The following is a 17,817-nucleotide window of genomic DNA, read 5'->3' as shown; positions in this document are numbered from 1 at the left end:
CCTGTTCAGACGGGTGCGGCACGATGGGCGGGTGCCCAGCCCCCGCCCACCCGCGCCCCGGCGCGGCGTCCTGCGCGGGCGTCCGCTGCCACCGGCCGCGGAGCGGATGGACACCACCCCCATCGACGTCCCCCGGCCGGCCACCCGGCCGCTGCCCGAGGCACAGGCGGGGGGGGCCGGTGCGCCGCCTCCCGCGCTGCCGCCGGGGCCGCCCGCCCCGCCGCCGACCGCGCCGCTGCCGCCGCGCAAGCTGACCGTCACCCGCGTGGCCGCGGCGCGGTCGCGGCAGCTGACCGGCGCGGCGGTGCGCCGGGTCCGCGCGGCCAGCCGGGCCGACGGCGCGGGCGAGAGCGGGCTGACGCACCTGCTGTGGGTCAACGCCCTCCACATGGCCGGCGACGCGATGATCGCCGTCTCGCTGGCCGGCACGCTGTTCTTCGCCGCGACCACCGACGCCCAGCGCGGCAACGTGGCGCTCTACCTGCTGGTGACGATGGCGCCGTTCGCCGTCGTCGCCCCGGTGATCGGGCCGCTGCTGGACCGGCTCCAGCGCGGCCGTCGCTGGGCGATGGCGGCGAGCCTGCTCGGCCGGGCCGTGCTCGCGCTGGTGATGGCCGCCCACTTCGACGACTTCGTCCTCTACCCGGCCGCCCTCGGCGTCCTGGTGCTGTCGAAGGCGCACAACGTGCTGCGTGCGGCGGTGGTCCCCCGGGTGCTGCCGAGTGCGATGTCGCTGACCTCGGCCAACGCCCGGACGTCGGTGTTCGGGCTGCTCACCGCCGGTGCGTTCGGCGGCATCGGGGCGGGGCTGGCCTGGGCGCTGGGCTTCGAGTGGCTGCTGTACGCGACCGCGGCGGTGTTCGTGGCCGGCGCGGTGGCCGCGGTGCGGCTGCCGCACCACGTCGACGTCCCGACCGGGGAGCTGCCCGCCGACGTGCTCACCACCGCCCCGCAGCCGGTGACCGGCGGACGGCGGCGGCGTCCGGTCAGCCCGCACGTGGTCGTGGCGCTGCGGGCCAACGCCGCGCTGCGCGGGCTCGGCGGCTTCCTGACCATCTTCTCCGCGTTCCTGGTGCAGGCCACGGTGGACGACGGCTGGCAGGCCACCCTCGCCCTCGGCGCGATCGCCGGCGCCGCCGGTGTGGGCAGCGTGCTCGGGACGGCGGTCGGCTCCCGGCTGCACCGGGTGAGCCCGGACCCGATCGTGCTCTGGTCGGCCGGCACCGCGGCCGCGATCACCGTGCTGGCCGCGGTCTTCTACAGCCTGACGATGGCCGCCGTCGTCGCCGGCGTGGCGGCCGTGGCCAACGCGCTGGGCAAGGTGGCCCTCGACGCGATCATCCAGCGGGAGGTGCCCGAGAGCCTGCGCGCCTCGGCCTTCGCCCGCTCGGAGACGATGCTGCAGCTGTCCTGGGTGGTCGGCGGCGCTCTCGGCATCGCCCTGCCGCCCACCGGCTGGCTCGGGTTCACCGTGGCCGCCGCGCTGCTCGTGCTCGCCGTCGGGCTGGTCCTGTGGGGGCCGCGCCGCCGCACCGCGGCCGCCCCGGAGGCGTGGTCGCCGGGCACCGCCGAGCCGGCCCCGGAGTGGCAGCAGTGAGGCCGGTGGCGGGGCTGGCCGTCGGCGTCCTGCTGCTGGCCGGCTGCGGCTCGGAGCCCTCCGGTCCCGAGGACGTCGAGGTCGTGGCGGGCGCGCAGGAGGTCAGCGTCTCGCCGACCCAGGCGTGTCTGGACGGCCAGGGGCAGCGCTACTCGACCACCCCGCCTATCCTCGAGGTCTCCCCCGACACGACGATCCGGCTCACCGTGCCCGAGTCGGTCGCCGAGCAGGGGTGGAGCGTGCAGGTCTTCGACGAGAAGCTGGAGGAGCAGCTCGGAGAGGTCGACGTCGAGGGCGCCGCGACGGTGTTCGACGAGATCAACAGCTCCGACGTCGTCCCGCCGGCGTTCTACCTCGTCGTCGTCGAGGACCCCGACGAGGACTGCGACGGCTTCAGCGGGGCGTGGCCGGTCGGCTTCCTGCGCGCCGGAGGCGCCACCGGCGGGACGGCGACGCCCGCCGGGTGACGTACTGGAACGGCCCCTCTGGGTGACGTGCTGGAACGGCCCCGTCCAGAGGCTCGCCGCGAGCCTGCGAGCGGTGAGGAGGACGGGGTCCTTCTTCAGTGCTCCAGGTCGGTCGCGACCGCGCGGAGCACCGAGGCGACCTTGCGGGCCACCGCCTTGTCGGGGTGGCGGCCGCGGCGCAGGCCGTTGGAGACGTCGTCGAGCAGCTTGATGAGGTCCTCGATGATCGGGACCAGCTCGTCGGGCTTCTTGCGCGTCCGCTCGGCGTGCGCCGCCGCGACCGAGGGCAGCGGGTCGAGCACCCGCACCTGCAGCGCCTGGTCCCCGCGGCGGCCGGCGACGATGCCGAACTCCACCCGCTGGCCGGGCTTGAGCTCGCTGGTGCCGGCCGGCAGGGCGTCCTTGTGCACGAAGACGTCGGGACCGTCCTCGCGAGAGAGGAAGCCGAAACCCTTCTCCGGGTTGAACCACTTGACTCTGCCGGTGGGCACGTTGATCCCTCAGTCGGTCGCGGACGGTCCCGGCACCGGGCCGGGCGGACGGTCGCGGCACGGGGCCGCCGCCTGCCAGGTTAGCCGCCCCCGTCCCGGGACTCCGCGCCCTTTCCGCTCTCGCCCTAGCCTGACCGGGTGCCGACCGCCGACGAGCCCGCCGGCCACCCGGACTACCGGTTCACGCTGGCCAACGAGCGGACCCTGCTCGCCTGGCTGCGGACGGGGTTGGCCCTGGTCGCCGGTGGGGTGGCGGTGGCCCAGTTCGCCCCCGACCTGGGCGTGCGCTGGGGCAGCGCGGCGGTCGCGGTGGCCCTCGTGCTGACCGGCCTGGGCGCCGCGCTCGGCGGGTACCGGCGCTGGCGGTGCAACGAGCAGGCGATCGCCGCGGACCGCCCGCTCCCGTCCAGCTGGGTCCTGCCCACGCTGGTCGCGGCGGTGGCCGCCGTCCTCGTCGTGGTGGCGGTGCTCGTCGGCGTCCAGGTGGTCGGCCGGTGAGCCCGCTCCGGGAGACACAGCCCGAGCGCACCGACCTCGCGTGGCGGCGCACCGGCCTGGGCGTGCTCGCCATGGCCGGTCTGCTCGCGCACTCGTCGGCCGAGGCCGCGGCGCCGGGTCGGCTCGCCCTGTCCGGAGGCGTCGCACTGCTGGGCCTCGGTGTGCTCGGCGGTCTGGCTCCGCTGCGCGCCCGCCAGACACGCCGGGCCCTCGACCGCCACCGTGGTGTGGCCGTGCCGGGGATGGCGGCGCTGGTCACCGCCGTCGTCGTCCTCGTGGCCCTGGCGGCGCTCGTCGCGGTGCTCAGCCCTCGCTGAGGACCCCCTCCACGACCCCCAGCCGGTCGAGCAGGACGAGGAACACCGCCGCGAAGTCGTTGCTCGCGACGTCCCGGCGGACCCGCGCCCAGTCGACCTGCTCGCGCAGTGCGCGGGCCACGGGCAGCAGCCGCGAGTAGTCGCAGTAGTGCTCGTCGAGGGCCATCAGCTTGGTGACGACGATGTCGGTGGCCTCCAGCACCGGCATGTGCACCGAGAGCACCGGCAGCTCCTCGGCACGGTCGATGAGGTCCATCTCCACCGGGCTGCCGCAGGTGCGCCACAGCACGTCGACGAACGAGTTGCCCTGGACGACCTTGGTCAGCCAGTCCTCCGCCGGGTCGACGACCTCCAGGCCGGCCTCGGCCAGCACCTTCGCCGCCCGCTCGGACTCCGCGGCCGGGACGAGGAAGTCCGCGTCGTGGTCGGGTTCCGGTGCGCCGCGGACCCACGCGGCGTAGCCCCCGCACAGCGCGAAGGGCACATCACCCTGCTTGAGCGCGACGGCGGTGCGCTTGAGGAGGTCACGGATCTCGTCCCGGTCGTCTGGCAGCACGCGGAACTGCTACCCGGCGTTGCGATGTCGGAACGTGGCGGTGTGGACGCCGCCGGTCGGGGCACTGGGAGTGCGTGCGGATCGCGACGTTCAACATCCTCCACGGCCGCTCCCCCGCCGACGACCGCGTCGACGTCGAGCGCCTCGCCGCGGCGGTGAAGACCCTCGACGCCGACGTCCTCGGCCTGCAGGAGGTCGACCGCGACCAGCCGCGGTCCATGGGCGCGGACCTGACCGCGGTCGCCGCCGAGGCGATGGGCGCCGTGGACTCCCAGTTCGTGGCGGCGCTGCACGGCACGCCGGGGGGCACCTGGATGGCCGCCACCGGCGACGAGCAGCCCGGGTCGGCCACCTACGGCATCGCGCTGCTGTCGCGCTACCCCGTCGTGTCCTGGCGGGTGGTGCGGCTGCCGGCCCTGCGCAGCCGGGTGCCGGTGTGGTTCCGCGGCGCGCCCCGCCCGACGATGGTCGGCGACGAGCCACGGGTCGCCGTCGCCGCCGTCCTGGACGGGCCGCACGGGCAGTTCACCGTCTGCAACACGCACCTGTCGTTCGTCCCCGGCTGGGGTGCGCTGCAGCTGTCGAAGCTGGTGCGCTCGCTCACCGGCACCCGTGAGCCGCTCATCCTCATGGGGGACCTGAACATGCAGGCACCCCAGGCGGTGCGGGTGAGCGGCCTGCGACCGCTGGGCCGGGCCGCCACCTTCCCGGTGGACACCCCGACCCGGCAGCTGGACCACGTGCTCGCCCGCGGTCCGATCGCCGCGACCGGGCCGGCGGAGTCGGTGCGGCTGCCGCTGTCGGACCACCGCGCGCTCGTCGTCCCCACCGGCCACCCCTGAGGCCGACCGGGGCCGGACGGCGCCTCAGGCGTTGCGGACGGCGGCGGCCGCCTGCAGGCCCAGCTCCTCGACCGAGACCTCGCGCATCTCGACCTTGCGCACCTTGCCGGTGACCGTCATCGGGAAGGCGTCGACGATCTTCACGTAGCGGGGGATCTTGTAGTGGGCGAGCTTGCCGGTGCAGAACTCGCGCAGGGCGTCGGCGGTCAGCGGCTCGGCACCGGCCCGCAGCCGCACCCACGCCATGAGCTCCTCGCCGAACCGCTCGTCGGGGACGCCGATGACCTGGGCCTCGATGATGTCCGGGTGGGTGAAGAGGAACTCCTCGACCTCCCGCGGGTACACGTTCTCGCCGCCGCGGATCACCATGTCCTTGATCCGGCCGACGATGTTGAGGTAGCCCTCGGCGTCCATGACGGCGAGGTCGCCGGTGTGCATCCAGCGGGCGGCGTCGATGACCTCGGCGGTCTTCTCCGGCTGCTCCCAGTACCCGAGCATCACCGAGTAGCCGCGGGTGCAGAACTCCCCCGGCGTCCCGCGGGGCACGGTGAGCCCGGTCTCGGGGTCGATCACCTTCACCTCGAGGTGCGGGTGCACCCGGCCGACGGTGGAGGTGCGCCGGTCGAGGTCGTCGTCGGCGCCGGTCTGGGTGGAGACCGGTGAGGTCTCGGTCATGCCGTAGCAGATGGTGACCTCGGTCATGCCCATCTCGGCGACCACCCGCTTCATCACCTCGACCGGGCACGGGGAGCCGGCCATGATGCCGGTCCGCAGCGACGAGAGGTCGTAGGTGCCGAAGTCGGGCAGCGCCAGTTCCGCGATGAACATCGTGGGGACGCCGTACAGCGAGGTGCAGCGCTCCTCCTGCACCGCCTTCAGCGTCAGTGCCGGGTCGAAGCCGGGTGCCGGGATGACCATCGTCGCGCCGTGGGAGGTGGCCGCGAGGTTGCCCATGCCCATGCCGAAGCAGTGGTAGTAGGGCACCGGGATGCAGATCCGGTCGGCCTCGGTGTAGCCGCAGCCCTCACCCACGAAGAACCCGTTGTTGAGCAGGTTGTGGTGGGTGAGCGTGGCGCCCTTGGGGAAGCCCGTCGTCCCGGAGGTGTACTGGATGTTGATCGGGTCGTCGGCCGACAGCTGGGTCTCGCGCTCGGCGAGCAGGCCGCGGTCCCCGGCCCGGCCGGTGGCCACCAGCTGCTCCCACTCCGGCGAGCCGAGGAACAGCACCTCGCGCAGGTCGGGGCACTGGTCGCGGACCTCGCCCACCATGGCCCGGTAGTCGCTGCTCTTGAACTCCGGCGCGCTGACCAGCACCGAGATGCCGGCCTGCTTCAGCACGTAGGCCAGCTCGTGGGTGCGGTAGGCCGGGTTGATGTTGACCAGGATCGCGCCGAGCTTGGCGGTGGCGAACTGGACGAACGCCCACTCCGCGCAGTTCGGCGCCCAGATGCCGACGCGGTCCCCCTTGGCCACGCCGAGGGCGTCCAGGCCGAGGGCGACCGCGTCGACCTCCGCGACGAACTGCGGATAGCTGTACCGGCGGCCGGTGGCGCACTCGACGAGCGCCTCGTGGTCGCCCACCCGCGCCGCCGTCCGGTCCAGGTTCGCCCCGATCGTGTCCCCGAGGAGGGGGACGGTGGAGGTGCCACTGCTGTAGGACGGCAGCGCGGGAGTGGTCATGCCTACTCGCCCGCCATGACGCCGGCCCGGTTGGGCTTGTCGGTGGGGTGCGCGTACCGGAGGCGGCTGAGCGGCAGCGGGAACTGGTGGTCCTCGCCGAAGGGGTTGAGCGGGCCGGCCGGCTCGGCGGTGAACTCGGTCAGCGGGGGACCGCCGTCGTCGGACCGGCCCCAGGTGGGCTCCACCAGGTGCGCGTGCTTGGTCTTCCGCTTGGCCATGTCGCCGTTGCCTCCGTTGCCGTGTCTGCGGACACCACGCGGTGCCGCGTCGCTGGACATCTTCTCGGACGCGGTACCCAGAACGCACGCACTACGCCACGGGTGGGTGGCTCAGCGGCGCCGGACCGCCCGGGCGCCGTACACCGTGGGCACCCCGTCGGCGGTGATCACCCACTCCCGGGCACCCACGGGCGCGGCCCGCACCACCGCGTCGTGCAGGTGCTGGACCGCCCGCGTGCGGAAGACGTTCGTGCTCTCCAGGCGCAGCCGCACCGGCTCGGCGAGCGGGTCGGTCTCGTCGTAACCCTCCGGCTCGAACGCCAGCACCGCGGGGCCGGCGATGCGCAGCACCCCGGTCTGCCACCGCACCGTCTGCAGCGCCCGCCGCCAGCGGCGGTGCCGCACCAGCGCCCCGGCACCGGCGACGGCGGCGACGGTGCCCGAGATGACCAGCACCACCACGACCAGGCCCAGGCCGGGGATCCCCTGGCCGCGGTCGCGGGCGATGGTGACCGCCGCGGCGCCCAGCAGGACCCCGAGGACGACGGCGATCGCGCCGCCGACCAGCCAGCGCAGCGCCCCGGCCTGGTAGCCGGTCAGCGCGCTGCTGGTCTGCGGGTCGTCGGCGGCCGGGTGCACGCGGTCATGCTGGCCCAGGACCTGGGGACACGGCGGCACCGGGTGGCGCGGGCGACGTAACTTTGACCGGATGTCTGCCGACCGCCCGGCCACGCTGGCCGCCTGGCTGCGCACCCGCAGCGACGAGCAGCTCGGCGCGTTGCTGGCCGCCCGTCCCGACGTGGCCCGCCCGGCGCCGTCCGACGTCGTGGCCCTGGCCAGCCGGCTGGCGGTCCCGGTGTCGGTCGACCGCGCGCTCGACGAGCTCGACGCCGCGACGCTGCAGGTGCTCGACGTGGTCCTGCTGGCCGGCACCGACGGGGTGGACGCCGCGGACCTGCCCGCCGCGCTGCCCGAGGTGCCCGACGACGTGCTCACCGCCGCGCTGGAGCGGCTGGCGACGCGGGCGCTGCTGTGGGGCGACGACGTCCTGCACGCGCCGGACCCGGTGCGCCGGGCGGTGCGGTACCCCGCCGGGCTGGGCCGGCGGGCGACCGAGCTGCGGCTGGCGCTGCCGTCGGACCTGCCGCGGGCGATCGGCGAGCTGGGCACCGACGAGCGCGGGGTCCTGGAGCGGCTGGCCGGCGACCGGCCGGTCGGCCACCTGCCCGACACCACCGGCAACGGCGTCTCCCCGGCCCGCCGGCTGGTGCAGCAGGGCCTGCTGGCCCGGATCGACGCGCTCAACGTCGAGCTGCCGCGGGAGATCGGGCTGCTGCTGCGCGGCGACCGCCCCTACGGCGCCCCGCGGGTGCGCCCCGAGCCGGCCCGCGTCACCCGGGACCCGGCGGTGGTGGACCGGCAGGCGGCCGGGGCGGCCATGGAGACGGTGGGCCGGGTCGGCGAGCTGCTCGCCCTGCTGGAGGAGGAGCCCGCGGGGCTGCTGCGCAGCGGCGGGGTCGCCGTCCGGGACCAGAAGCGGCTGGCGCGGGCCCTGCACGTCTCCGAACCCGAGGCCGGGTGGCTGCTGGAACTGGCGCACGTGGCGGGCCTGCTCGACGTCGGCGGGCCGCACCGCGACGAGTGGCTGCCCACCCGCGCCTACGACGTGTGGCGTGAGCAGGACCTCCCCGACCGGTGGGCCACCCTGGCCGGCGGCTGGCTGGACGCCGTCCGGCTGCCCTCGCTGGCCGGGCAGCGCGACCTGAACGGCAAGGCGGTCAACGCGCTCTCCCCCGACCTGGTGCGGCACACCGCACCGGCGATCCGGCGCTCGGCGCTCACGGCCCTGGCCGAGTACCCGCGCGGCAGCGGCGTGGCCCCCGACGACCTGGTCGCCCTGCTGCGCTGGCGCACCCCGCGGCGGGCCGACCGGCTCGCCCCGGTCCCCGACCTGCTGGCCGAGGCCACCCGGCTCGGGGTGCTGATGGGCGGGGTGCTGTCCACCGGCGGGCGCGGCCTGCTGACCTCCGGCGAGGACGGCGCGGCCGACGGCATGCGGGGCCTGCTGCCCGAGCCGGTCGACCACGTGCTCGCCCAGCCCGACCTCTCGCTGGTCGCGCCGGGGCCCCTGGTCGCCGAGCTCGCCGACACCCTCGCCGTCGTCGCCGACGTCGAGTCCTCCGGCGGGGCGACGGTGTTCCGGGTGTCGGAGGCCAGCGTCCGCCGGGCCCTCGACGCCGGCTGGTCGGCCACCGACCTGCACGAGTTCTTCGGCCGCGCCTCCCGCACCCCGGTGCCGCAGGCGCTGGACTACCTGGTCGACGACGTGGCCCGCCAGCACGGCCGGCTGCGCGTGGGCGCCATCGAGAGCTACGTGCGCTCCGACGACCACGGGCTGCTCTCCCAGGTGCTCAACGACCGGCGGACGGCCGGCGCCGAGCTGCGCCGCCTGGCACCCGGCGTGCTGGTGAGCGGGCTGGGCGCCGACGAGGTGCTCACCGTGCTGCGCGAGGCCGGCTACGCCCCTGCCGGGGAGTCGCCGGGCGGCGCCGTCCTCACCCGGCCCCCGGCCCGCCCGCGCGCCGCCGGCCGCCGCCCCGGGGCCGCGACCGCCGCCGCGCCCCGACCGCTCACCGGCGACGAGGTCGCCGCCACGGTGCGGGAGATCCGCGCCGGGGACGCCGCACTGGCCGCCCGGCGCGGCGAGGCGGTGCGCCAGGTGCCCGGCGTGACCACCGCGGGCACGCTGGAACTGCTGTCCCGCGCGGTCCGCGAGGGGGTGCCCGTGTGGCTGGGGTACGTCGACGCGCAGGGCAGCGGCAGCCAGCGCGTCGTCCAGCCGGTGTCCCTGGCCGGGGGCTTCCTCCAGGGGTACGACGAGCGGCGCGGCGAGAGCCGCACGTTCGCCGTCCACCGGATCACCTCCGTGGCGCTGGTCGAGGACGAGGAGCCGGCCGCGTCCTCGTGACGTGCGCGGCAACCGCTTGATCAGCTCGCGGGCGGCGGCCACCCTGCCTCCCCATGGGGAGCGAGGAGAGCACCGCCGCAGCCCTGGTCACGGCCCTGGAGAGGGTCCTGGGCGTCGAGGAGGTGCCCGTGCGGCTGCGCGCCTGGGACGGCTCGGTCGCCGGGCCCGAGGGGGCGCCGGTGGTCGCCGTCCGGTCGCCGCGCGCGCTGCGGCGGCTGGCCTGGGCACCCGGCGAGCTCGGCCTGGGGCGCGCCTACGTCGCCGGCGACCTCGACGTGGAGGGCGACGTCTTCGCCACCCTGGAGGCGCTGACGTCGGCGGGGCGGCTGGCGGCCGGCCACGCCACCGTCGCCCCCACCCTGCGCGAGCGGCTCGACCTGCTCGGCACGGCCGCCCGGCTCGGCGCCCTGGGCCCGGCGCCCGCGCCCCCGCCGGAGGAGGTGCGGCTGCGCCGGTTCGGACGGCGGCACTCCCGCGCCCGGGACGCCGCCGCGATCGCCCACCACTACGACGTCAGCAACGACTTCTACCGGCTGGTCCTGGGCCCGACGATGGTCTACTCCTGCGCCGTCTGGGAGTCCCCCGCCACCGGGCTGGACGCCGCGCAGGAGGCCAAGCTGGACCTGGTCTGCCGCAAGCTCGGCCTGACCCCCGGGACCCGGCTGCTCGACGTCGGCTGCGGCTGGGGCAGCCTCGCGCTGCACGCCGCCGGGCAGTACGGGGTCACCGTCGTCGGCGTCACCCTCTCGCGGGCGCAGGCGGAGCTCGCCCGGGCGCGGGTGGTCGAGGCGGGGCTGGCCGACCGGGTCGAGATCCGGGTGCAGGACTACCGCGACGTCCCGGACGGGCCGTTCGACGCGATCAGCTCGATCGGCATGGCCGAGCACGTCGGCGCGGCCGAGATGGCGCGGTACGCCTCGACCCTGCGCGACCTGCTGCGCCCGGGCGGCCGGCTGCTCAACCACGCCATCGCCTGGAACGACGCGGCGACCGCCGCCTGGGACCCCGACACCTTCATCACCCGGTTCGTCTTCCCCGACGGGGAGCTGCTCAGCCTGGCCGGCACCGTCTCCGCCCTGGAGGCCGGCGGCCTGGAGGTGCTCGACGTCGAGGCCCTGCGGCGGCACTACGCGCTGACGCTGCGCGCCTGGGTGGAGCGGCTGGAGAAGCACTGGGACGCCACCGTCGCGCTCAGCTCGGAGGGCCGCGTCCGGGTCTGGCGGCTGTACATGGCGGCCAGTGCGCTGGCCTTCGAGCGGGGCGTCATGGGCGTCAACCAGGTGCTGGTGCGGCGTCCGGGCGGCGACGAGGCACCGCTGCGCCTGCGTGACTGGCGCTGACCCTCGGCGCCGCGCGTTCTGCGGTCCAGAATGTGCGGGCGGGGTACGGAGCACGCGCGCACCCTCGACCGTGATGGCCCGTCCGTGCCGCGGCGCTGCCCCGCCGCCGCGGACGGCCACCGGACCAGGGTCGACGCCCCTGTCCACCGGAGAACGCCGCATCGGAGGGATGCCCGCCATGACCCAACTCGCCTCCCCGGTCTCGCTGACCGCGGTCGACGCGCCCGGCCAGCCGACCCCCACGCCCGCGCTCGAGGAGCTGTACCGGGGCTTCGAGCAGGAGCTGCTGGTGCCGCTGTGGACCGAGATCGGCGAACTCATGCCGGCCCACCCGCGGTCCAAGGCGGTCCCGCACGTGTGGCGTTGGCAGAACCTGGTTCGGCTGGCCGACCAGGCCGGGCACCTCGTGCCGGTCGGGCGCGGCGGGGAGCGCCGGGCGATCGCGCTGGCCAACCCCTCCCTCGGCGGCAAGCCCTACGCCACCCCGACCCTGTGGGCGGCGATCCAGTACCTGATGCCGGGTGAGGACGCCCCCGAGCACCGGCACACCCAGCACGCCTTCCGCTTCGTCGTCGAGGGCGAGGGCGTGTGGACCGTCGTCGGCCGCGACCCGGTCCCGATGAACCGCGGCGACTTCCTCCCGCAGGCCGGGTGGAACTGGCACGCCCACCACAACGCCGCGCAGAAGCCGATGGCCTGGATCGACGGCCTGGACATCCCGTTCCAGTACGCCACCGAGTCGCAGTTCTTCGAGTTCGGCCGCGAGCAGATCAGCGACGCCGAGCGCACCACCCCCGAGCGGTCCCGCTCGCAGCGGCTGTGGGGGCACCCCGGCCTGCGTCCGGTGTCCGCACCCGGCGCGACCGCCGGCACGCCGCTGCTGAACTACCGCTGGGTCGACACCGACGCCGCGCTGACCGACCAGCTCGAGCTCGAGGCCGAGGGTCACCCGGGGGTCGTCGAGCCCGGCCACGCCGCGGTCCGCTTCACCAACCCGACCACCGGCGGCGACGTCCTGCCCACCATCCGCGCCGAGGTGCACCGCGTGCGCAGCGGGTCCGAGACCGCGCCGCGGCGCGAGGCCGGGTCGTCGGTCTACCAGGTCTTCGACGGCACCGGCACGGTCACCGTCGGGGAGGTCTCCTGGCGGGTCGAGCGCGGTGACCTGTTCGTCGTCCCCTCCTGGGAGCCGCTGTCGGTGCGCTCGGAGGCCTCGGCGTCGGACTCCGACTCCGGCGCGCTGGACCTGTTCCGGTTCAGCGACGGCCCGATCTTCGAGGCACTGCACCTGGACCGCGTCTCCGTGGGAGGAACCGACCGATGAAGCTGGCCACCATCCGCACCCTGGAGGGCCGCACCCGCGCCGTCCGCGTGGACGAGGACCACCTCGTCGACCTCGGCGCCGCCGACCTCGGCGAGTTCCTCGCCACCCCCGGGTGGGAGGAGCGGGCGGCGGCGGCCACCGAGCGGGTCGCCGAGGTGCGGGGCGCCGCCTACGCCCCCGTCGTCCCCCGGCCGGGCAAGGTCGTCTGCGTCGGCCTCAACTACCGCAACCACATCCTGGAGATGGGGCGGGACCTCCCGGAGCACCCGACGCTGTTCTCCAAGTTCGCCGACACCCTCGTCGGCGCCAACGACGACATCGTCAAGCCCCCGGAGACCGACGAGTTCGACTGGGAGTGCGAGCTGGCCGTCGTCATCGGCGCGCCGGTCCGCCGGGCGCGGGGCGTCGAGGCGGAGCAGGCGATCGCCGGGTTCGCGGTGCTCAACGACATCACCTGCCGCGACTGGCAGTTCCGCACCCGCGAGTGGCTGCAGGGCAAGAACTGGGAGGCGACCACCCCGCTGGGCCCGTACCTGGTCACCCCCGACGAGCTGCCCGGCGGCGTCCGGCCCACGCTGGAGATCAGCACGAGGATCGACGGCGAGACCGTGCAGAAGGACACCACCGGTGACCTGCTGTTCGACCCCGTCGCCCTGGTCGAGTACGTCTCCACCATCATCACGCTGCGCCCGGGCGACGTGATCGCCACCGGCACCCCCGGCGGCGTCGGCCACGCCCGCAAGCCGGCCCGCTACCTGCGGTCCGGCCAGGTCGTGACCACCGAGATCGCCGGCCTCGGCCGCTGCGAGAACCCCGTGGTCGACGACCTGGTGGCCGCGGAGGCCTCGTCGTGAGCGACGTCGACGTCCTCGTCGTCGGCGGGGGCATCGGCGGGCTGGCCAACGCCCTCGCGCTGACCCGGAAGGGGCTGCGGGTGCGCGTCCTGGAGCGCGCCGCCGAGTTCGGCGAGGTCGGCGCCGGCCTGCAGATCGCGCCGAACTGCACCCGGATCCTCGACTCCTGGGGCCTGCTCGACGAGGTGCTGCGCCTCGGCGTGCAGCCGGAGAACCTCGTCATGAAGGACGCCGTCGACGGCACCGTGCTCACCCGCCTCGACCTCGCCGACGCCCGGCAGCGGTACGGGTCGCCGTACGTGGTGATCCACCGCAGCGACCTGCACGGCACGCTGCTGCGCGCCTGCCGCGACGCCGGCGTCGACCTGGTCACCGACGTGCAGGTCACCGGCTACGAGCACGTGGACGGCGGCGTGACGGTGCTCTCCGAGGGCAGGCGCGAGACCGCGCCGGTCGTGCTCGCCGCCGACGGCCTGTACTCCGTCGCCCGGCGGATGATCAGCGACGACCAGCCGGTCAGCTCCGCCTACGTGGCCTACCGCGGGGCGATCCCCGCCGAGCAGGTCGCGCAGATGGACGTCTCGATGTCCGACGTCGTGGTGTACGTGGGGCCGCACTGCCACTTCGTGCAGTACCCGCTGCGGCAGGGCGAGATGTTCAACCAGGTGGCGGTGTTCCGCTCGCCGAAGGCCCTCGCCGGCCGCGAGGACTGGGGCACGCCGGACGAGCTCGACGCGGCCTTCGCCGACACCTGCGAGCAGGTCCGGGCGGGCCTGCCGCTGATGTGGCGCGACCGCTGGTGGCGGATGTTCGACCGGGAGCCGATCCCGCACTGGGTCCAGGGGCGGCTGGCGCTGATCGGGGACGCCGCCCACCCGCCGCTGCAGTACCTGGCGCAGGGCGCGGTCATGGCGATCGAGGACGCGTGGGTGCTGTCCGAGCACGTCGGCGCGCAGCTGGCCGCGGGCGCACTCGACTGGGACGCCGCGCTGGCCGCCTACGACGCGGTGCGGCCCGAGCACTGCCGGCGGGTGCTCACCACGGCCCGCGCGTGGGGTGAGCTGTGGCACCTCACCGACGGCCCGCGGCTGGCCCGCAACGAGCTCCTGCGGCACCGCGACGTGCACGACTACTCGTTCGTGGACTGGCTGTACGGGCCGACCGCCCTGACGCCGGACCAGGAGCCGCCGATGTTCACCCCCCAGCCGCTGGAGCAGCCGGTCGGCGGCTGACGGGAAGGTCTCGTCGGCGGGTGCGGTTACCTTCGGTGCGGTGGTCGGAGCGACCGCCTACCCCTGCTGGCCGCGCCCGTCGGCAGGACGCCTGCTGCCGGAAGGTGCCCGTGAACGACGGACCCCTCATCGTCCAGTCGGACAAGACCCTGCTGCTCGAGGTCGACCACCCGCTCGCCCGCGACTGCCGGGCGGCGATCGCCCCGTTCGCGGAGCTGGAGCGCTCCCCCGAGCACGTGCACACCTACCGGGTCACCCCGCTCGCGCTGTGGAACGCCCGCGCCGCGGGGCACGACGCCGAGCAGGTGGTCGACGCCCTCGTGCGCTACTCGCGTTACCCGGTGCCGCACGCGCTGCTGGTCGACGTCGCCGACACCATGGACCGCTTCGGCCGGCTGACGCTGGCCAACAACCCGGTGCACGGGCTGGTCCTCACCAGCTCCGACCGCGCCGTCCTCGAGGAGGTCGTCCGGTCCAAGCGGGTGGCCCCGATGCTCGGCCCGCGGATCGACGCCGACACCGTCGTCGTCCACCCGTCGGAGCGCGGGCGGCTCAAGCAGGCGCTGCTCAAGGTCGGCTGGCCGGCCGAGGACCTCGCCGGCTACGTCGACGGCCAGGCCCACCCGATCGACCTGGACCAGAGCGGCTGGCACCTGCGCGACTACCAGCAGGAGGCCGTGGACGGCTTCTGGGCCGGCGGCTCGGGCGTCGTCGTCCTGCCGTGTGGCGCGGGCAAGACGCTGGTCGGCGCCGCGGCGATGGCCGAGGCCAAGGCGACCACGCTGATCCTGGTGACCAACACCGTCGCCGGGCGGCAGTGGAAGCGGGAGCTGATCGCGCGCACCACGCTCACCGAGGACGAGATCGGCGAGTACTCCGGGGAGCGCAAGGAGATCCGCCCGGTCACCATCGCGACCTACCAGGTGATCACCACCCGCCGGAAGGGCGAGTACCGGCACCTGGACCTCTTCGACGCGCAGGACTGGGGCCTGATCGTCTACGACGAGGTGCACCTGCTGCCCGCGCCGATCTTCCGGCTCACCGCCGACCTGCAGTCCCGCCGCCGGCTGGGCCTGACCGCCACGCTCGTGCGCGAGGACGGCCGGGAGGACGACGTCTTCTCCCTGATCGGCCCGAAGCGCTACGACGCCCCGTGGCGCGACATCGAGGCGCAGGGCTACATCGCGCCGGCCGAGTGCATCGAGGTCCGGGTGTCGCTCGACGACGAGGAGCGGATGACCTACGCGGTCGCCGAGCCCGAGGAGCGCTACCGGATCGCCGCGACGGCGACGTCGAAGCTGCCGGTGATCCGGCGGGTGCTGGAGCGCCACCCCGAGGAGCAGAAGCTCGTCATCGGCGCCTACCTCGACCAACTCGAGGAGCTCGGCCAGGCCCTCGACGCACCCGTCATCCAGGGCTCGACCACCAACCGGGAGCGGGAGAAGCTCTTCGACGCCTTCCGCGCCGGGGAGATCCGCACCCTGGTGGTCTCCAAGGTGGCCAACTTCTCCATCGACCTGCCCGAGGCGGCCGTCGCCGTCCAGGTGTCGGGCACGTTCGGCTCACGGCAGGAGGAGGCCCAGCGGCTCGGCCGGGTGCTGCGCCCCAAGGCCGACGGCCGGCAGGCACACTTCTACACCGTGGTCAGCCGCGACACCCTGGACGCCGAGTACGCCGCGCACCGGCAGCGGTTCCTCGCCGAGCAGGGCTACGCCTACACGATCGTCGACGCCGACGACCTGGCCGGCCCGGGCGAGGTCAACGGCCCCGACTGGGTCGACGAGCCGGCCGACTGAGAGAGGACCCGTCCTCCTCACCGCTCGCGAGCTCGCGGCGAGCCTCGGGACAGGGCCATCCAGGCCCGTGGCACTCCGCTCAGGCCCGGGTCACCGCCCAGGCGGCGATCTCGGCGCGTGAGCGGAAGCCCAGCCGGGTCAGGATCTGCTCGACGTGGGACTCCGCCGTCCGCGGGGAGATGACCAGCCGGGCGGCGATCTCGCGGTCGGTGAGCCCCTGCGCCACCAGCCCGGCGACCTCCAGCTGGCGCCGGGTGAGCGGGCCGGACGGCGACGGTCCGGCCGGCTCCGTCACCGGCGTCTCGCCGAGGGCCAGCGCGACCGCGCCCGCCCGGTCCAGGGCGCTGCCGTCGGCGTACCCCGCGGCCCACCGCCGCTCCCCGAGGGCGCGCCGGGCGGCCCGCCTCCAGCGGTCGTCCACCGCGGTCAGCGGCGCGGGCAGCCGCGCCGGGATCGACCGCCACACCGCGTCCGCCGCACCGGCCAGCCGGGCGGCGGCGTCGGCGTCCCCGCCCGCGGCCGCGGCCCAGCCGAGCGCGGCCACGCACAGCGCGATGCCGCTGCGGTCGTCCACCTCCCGCATGAGCCGCAGGGCCTCCTGCTCCAGCCGGGCGGCCGCGGCAGGGTCCCCCGCGGCCAGCCGGCCCAGGCCGCGGCCCCACAGCGCGTGCGAGCGGGTCCACGGGTCGGCCGCGGCCGCCAGGCTCGTCGCGAACGCCGTGTCGGCGGCGGCGAGGTCATCGGCGAGGAGGGCCACGACCCCGACGTCGGCCCAGCAGAAGGGCGCGGTCTGCCCGCCGGCCGCGGCCGCCTCCCGCAGCAGGCGGTCGGCGGCCGGCAGGTCCCCGCGGAACAGCGCCGCCTGGCCGAGGTACTGGGTGGCCAGCGCGACCACCTCCGGCGCGGCCGCGGTGCACCGGCCCTCCTCCAGCAGGGGGACGGCGGCCTCCGGGTCGGTCGCGACGAGCGCCAGGTAGCCGGCCACCACCAGCCCCCGCGCCCGCTCCGGACCGGCTGCGGGCACCGCGCGCAGCAGCAGGTCCAGCCAGTGCCGGCCCTCGCCGAGGCGGCCGCGGGCGGCCCAGTACAGCCAGGCGTCGGCGGCGACGGCCAGGCCCGCCGGCGCCTCACCGGGCGTCCGCAGGCAGTGCTCCAGCGCGGTCGCGAGCTCCGGGTGGACGGCGGCCAGCCGGTCGAACGCGGCCACCTGACCGGGCCCGAGGAACTCCGCGGCCGCCCCGGCCACCACCTCGGCGTACCGGTCCCGGTGCCGCCGGCGCACCGCGTCGCACTCCCCCGAGGCGTCGAGCAGCTCGCGGCCGAACGCCCGGACCGTCTCCAGCATGCGGAACGTCGTTCCCGCGCCGGTCCGGTCGACGACGAGCAGCGACGCCTCCACCAGCCGCGTGAGGCCGTCGAGGACGTCGTCCCGCCGGAGGTCGCCGTCCGCGCACACCGCCTCGGCCGCGGCCAGGTCGAACCCCGCGGCGAAGACCGCGGCGCGCCGCCACAGCACCCGCTCGGGCGGGTCGAGCAGGTCCGCGCTCCACGCCATCGTCGCGCGCAGCGTGCGGTGCCGGTCGGGCCCCGCCGGTGCCGCCCGCCCCCCCAGGGCCAACCGGGGGTCCCGTCGGGCG

General features: G+C 75.6%; 17 protein-coding genes. 11 read left to right on the top strand and 6 right to left on the bottom strand.

The features are described from left to right. Positions 1–31: 31 nt before the first annotated feature. Complete coding sequence (locus ACI78Q_RS01495) at positions 32–1,597, top strand: MFS transporter (RefSeq protein WP_456921540.1); 1,566 nt, start codon at positions 32–34, stop codon at positions 1,595–1,597. Continuing rightward, on the top strand, positions 1,594–2,064 hold the full coding sequence (locus ACI78Q_RS01490; protein ID WP_456921539.1) for a DUF2771 family protein: 471 nt from the start codon (positions 1,594–1,596) through the stop codon (positions 2,062–2,064). The genes ACI78Q_RS01495 and ACI78Q_RS01490 overlap by 4 nt, the downstream gene beginning before the upstream one ends. A gap of 95 nt (positions 2,065–2,159) precedes the next feature. On the opposite strand, the gene ACI78Q_RS01485 is transcribed toward ACI78Q_RS01490, so the two are convergent. After that, on the bottom strand, positions 2,160–2,555 hold the full coding sequence (locus ACI78Q_RS01485) for a cold-shock protein (RefSeq protein ID WP_456921538.1): 396 nt from the start codon (positions 2,553–2,555) through the stop codon (positions 2,160–2,162). A gap of 138 nt (positions 2,556–2,693) precedes the next feature. Here ACI78Q_RS01485 and ACI78Q_RS01480 point away from each other — a divergent pair, with 138 nt between their 5' ends. Together ACI78Q_RS01480 and ACI78Q_RS01475 are read left to right on the top strand one after the other, a co-directional pair. After that, the gene (locus ACI78Q_RS01480; RefSeq protein ID WP_456921537.1) at positions 2,694–3,053 is read left to right on the top strand and encodes a YidH family protein; all 360 of its coding nucleotides are present in this window, start codon (positions 2,694–2,696) and stop codon (positions 3,051–3,053) included. Then, positions 3,050–3,370: a DUF202 domain-containing protein gene (locus tag ACI78Q_RS01475; protein WP_456921536.1), complete on the top strand. Its 321-nt coding sequence runs from the start codon at positions 3,050–3,052 to the stop codon at positions 3,368–3,370. Before ACI78Q_RS01480 ends, ACI78Q_RS01475 begins: the two co-directional genes overlap by 4 nt. Here ACI78Q_RS01475 and ACI78Q_RS01470 read toward each other — a convergent pair. After that, positions 3,357–3,926, bottom strand: a complete 570-nt coding sequence (locus tag ACI78Q_RS01470) for a hypothetical protein (protein ID WP_456921535.1) — start codon at positions 3,924–3,926, stop codon at positions 3,357–3,359. The genes ACI78Q_RS01475 and ACI78Q_RS01470 overlap by 14 nt on opposite strands. Before the next feature lie 74 nt (positions 3,927–4,000). Between ACI78Q_RS01470 and ACI78Q_RS01465 the strand changes: the two genes are divergently transcribed. Further along, a complete protein-coding gene (locus ACI78Q_RS01465) occupies positions 4,001–4,768 on the top strand; it encodes an endonuclease/exonuclease/phosphatase family protein (protein ID WP_456921534.1) in 768 nt (255 codons plus the stop codon). 24 nt (positions 4,769–4,792) lie between these two features. Here ACI78Q_RS01465 and ACI78Q_RS01460 read toward each other — a convergent pair whose 3' ends face one another. From ACI78Q_RS01460 to ACI78Q_RS01450, 3 genes are all read right to left on the bottom strand, one after another. Beyond that, positions 4,793–6,448, bottom strand: a complete 1,656-nt coding sequence (locus ACI78Q_RS01460; RefSeq protein WP_456921533.1) for an AMP-binding protein — start codon at positions 6,446–6,448, stop codon at positions 4,793–4,795. A 2-nt stretch (positions 6,449–6,450) separates the two neighbouring features. Further along, a complete protein-coding gene (locus ACI78Q_RS01455) occupies positions 6,451–6,666 on the bottom strand; it encodes a hypothetical protein (RefSeq protein WP_456921532.1) in 216 nt (71 codons plus the stop codon). Between the two features lie 111 nt (positions 6,667–6,777). Further along, a complete protein-coding gene (locus ACI78Q_RS01450; RefSeq protein WP_456921531.1) occupies positions 6,778–7,305 on the bottom strand; it encodes a hypothetical protein in 528 nt (175 codons plus the stop codon). 70 nt (positions 7,306–7,375) lie between these two features. On the opposite strand from ACI78Q_RS01450, the gene ACI78Q_RS01445 reads away from it, so the two are divergent. The 6 genes from ACI78Q_RS01445 to ACI78Q_RS01420 all read left to right on the top strand — a co-directional run bounded on the left by ACI78Q_RS01445 (position 7,376) and on the right by ACI78Q_RS01420 (position 16,180). After that, positions 7,376–9,634 (top strand): helicase-associated domain-containing protein, encoded by a 2,259-nt coding sequence (locus ACI78Q_RS01445; protein ID WP_456921530.1) that lies wholly within the window; start codon positions 7,376–7,378, stop codon positions 9,632–9,634. Positions 9,635–9,687: 53 nt separating this feature from the next. Next, entirely contained in the window at positions 9,688–10,974 is a 1,287-nt protein-coding gene (locus ACI78Q_RS01440) for a class I SAM-dependent methyltransferase (protein WP_456921529.1), read from the top strand. A gap of 178 nt (positions 10,975–11,152) precedes the next feature. Next, entirely contained in the window at positions 11,153–12,298 is a 1,146-nt protein-coding gene (locus ACI78Q_RS01435; RefSeq protein WP_456921528.1) for a cupin domain-containing protein, read from the top strand. Then, positions 12,295–13,152, top strand: a complete 858-nt coding sequence (locus tag ACI78Q_RS01430) for a fumarylacetoacetate hydrolase family protein (RefSeq protein ID WP_456921527.1) — start codon at positions 12,295–12,297, stop codon at positions 13,150–13,152. The genes ACI78Q_RS01435 and ACI78Q_RS01430 overlap by 4 nt, the downstream gene beginning before the upstream one ends. After that, positions 13,149–14,384, top strand: coding sequence for an FAD-dependent monooxygenase (locus tag ACI78Q_RS01425; protein ID WP_456921526.1), 1,236 nt, complete (start codon positions 13,149–13,151; stop codon positions 14,382–14,384). The genes ACI78Q_RS01430 and ACI78Q_RS01425 overlap by 4 nt, the downstream gene beginning before the upstream one ends. 110 nt (positions 14,385–14,494) lie before the next feature. Continuing rightward, positions 14,495–16,180: a DNA repair helicase XPB gene (locus ACI78Q_RS01420; protein WP_456921525.1), complete on the top strand. Its 1,686-nt coding sequence runs from the start codon at positions 14,495–14,497 to the stop codon at positions 16,178–16,180. Positions 16,181–16,259: 79 nt separating this feature from the next. Here the strand turns inward: ACI78Q_RS01420 and ACI78Q_RS01415 are convergent. Then, on the bottom strand, positions 16,260–17,817 hold a 1,558-nt coding region (locus ACI78Q_RS01415), incomplete at its 5' end, for an ATP-binding protein (protein ID WP_456921523.1).

The organism is Geodermatophilus sp. SYSU D00705 (assembly GCF_054050135.1).
This window is presented reverse-complemented; position numbering and strand designations above follow the sequence as displayed.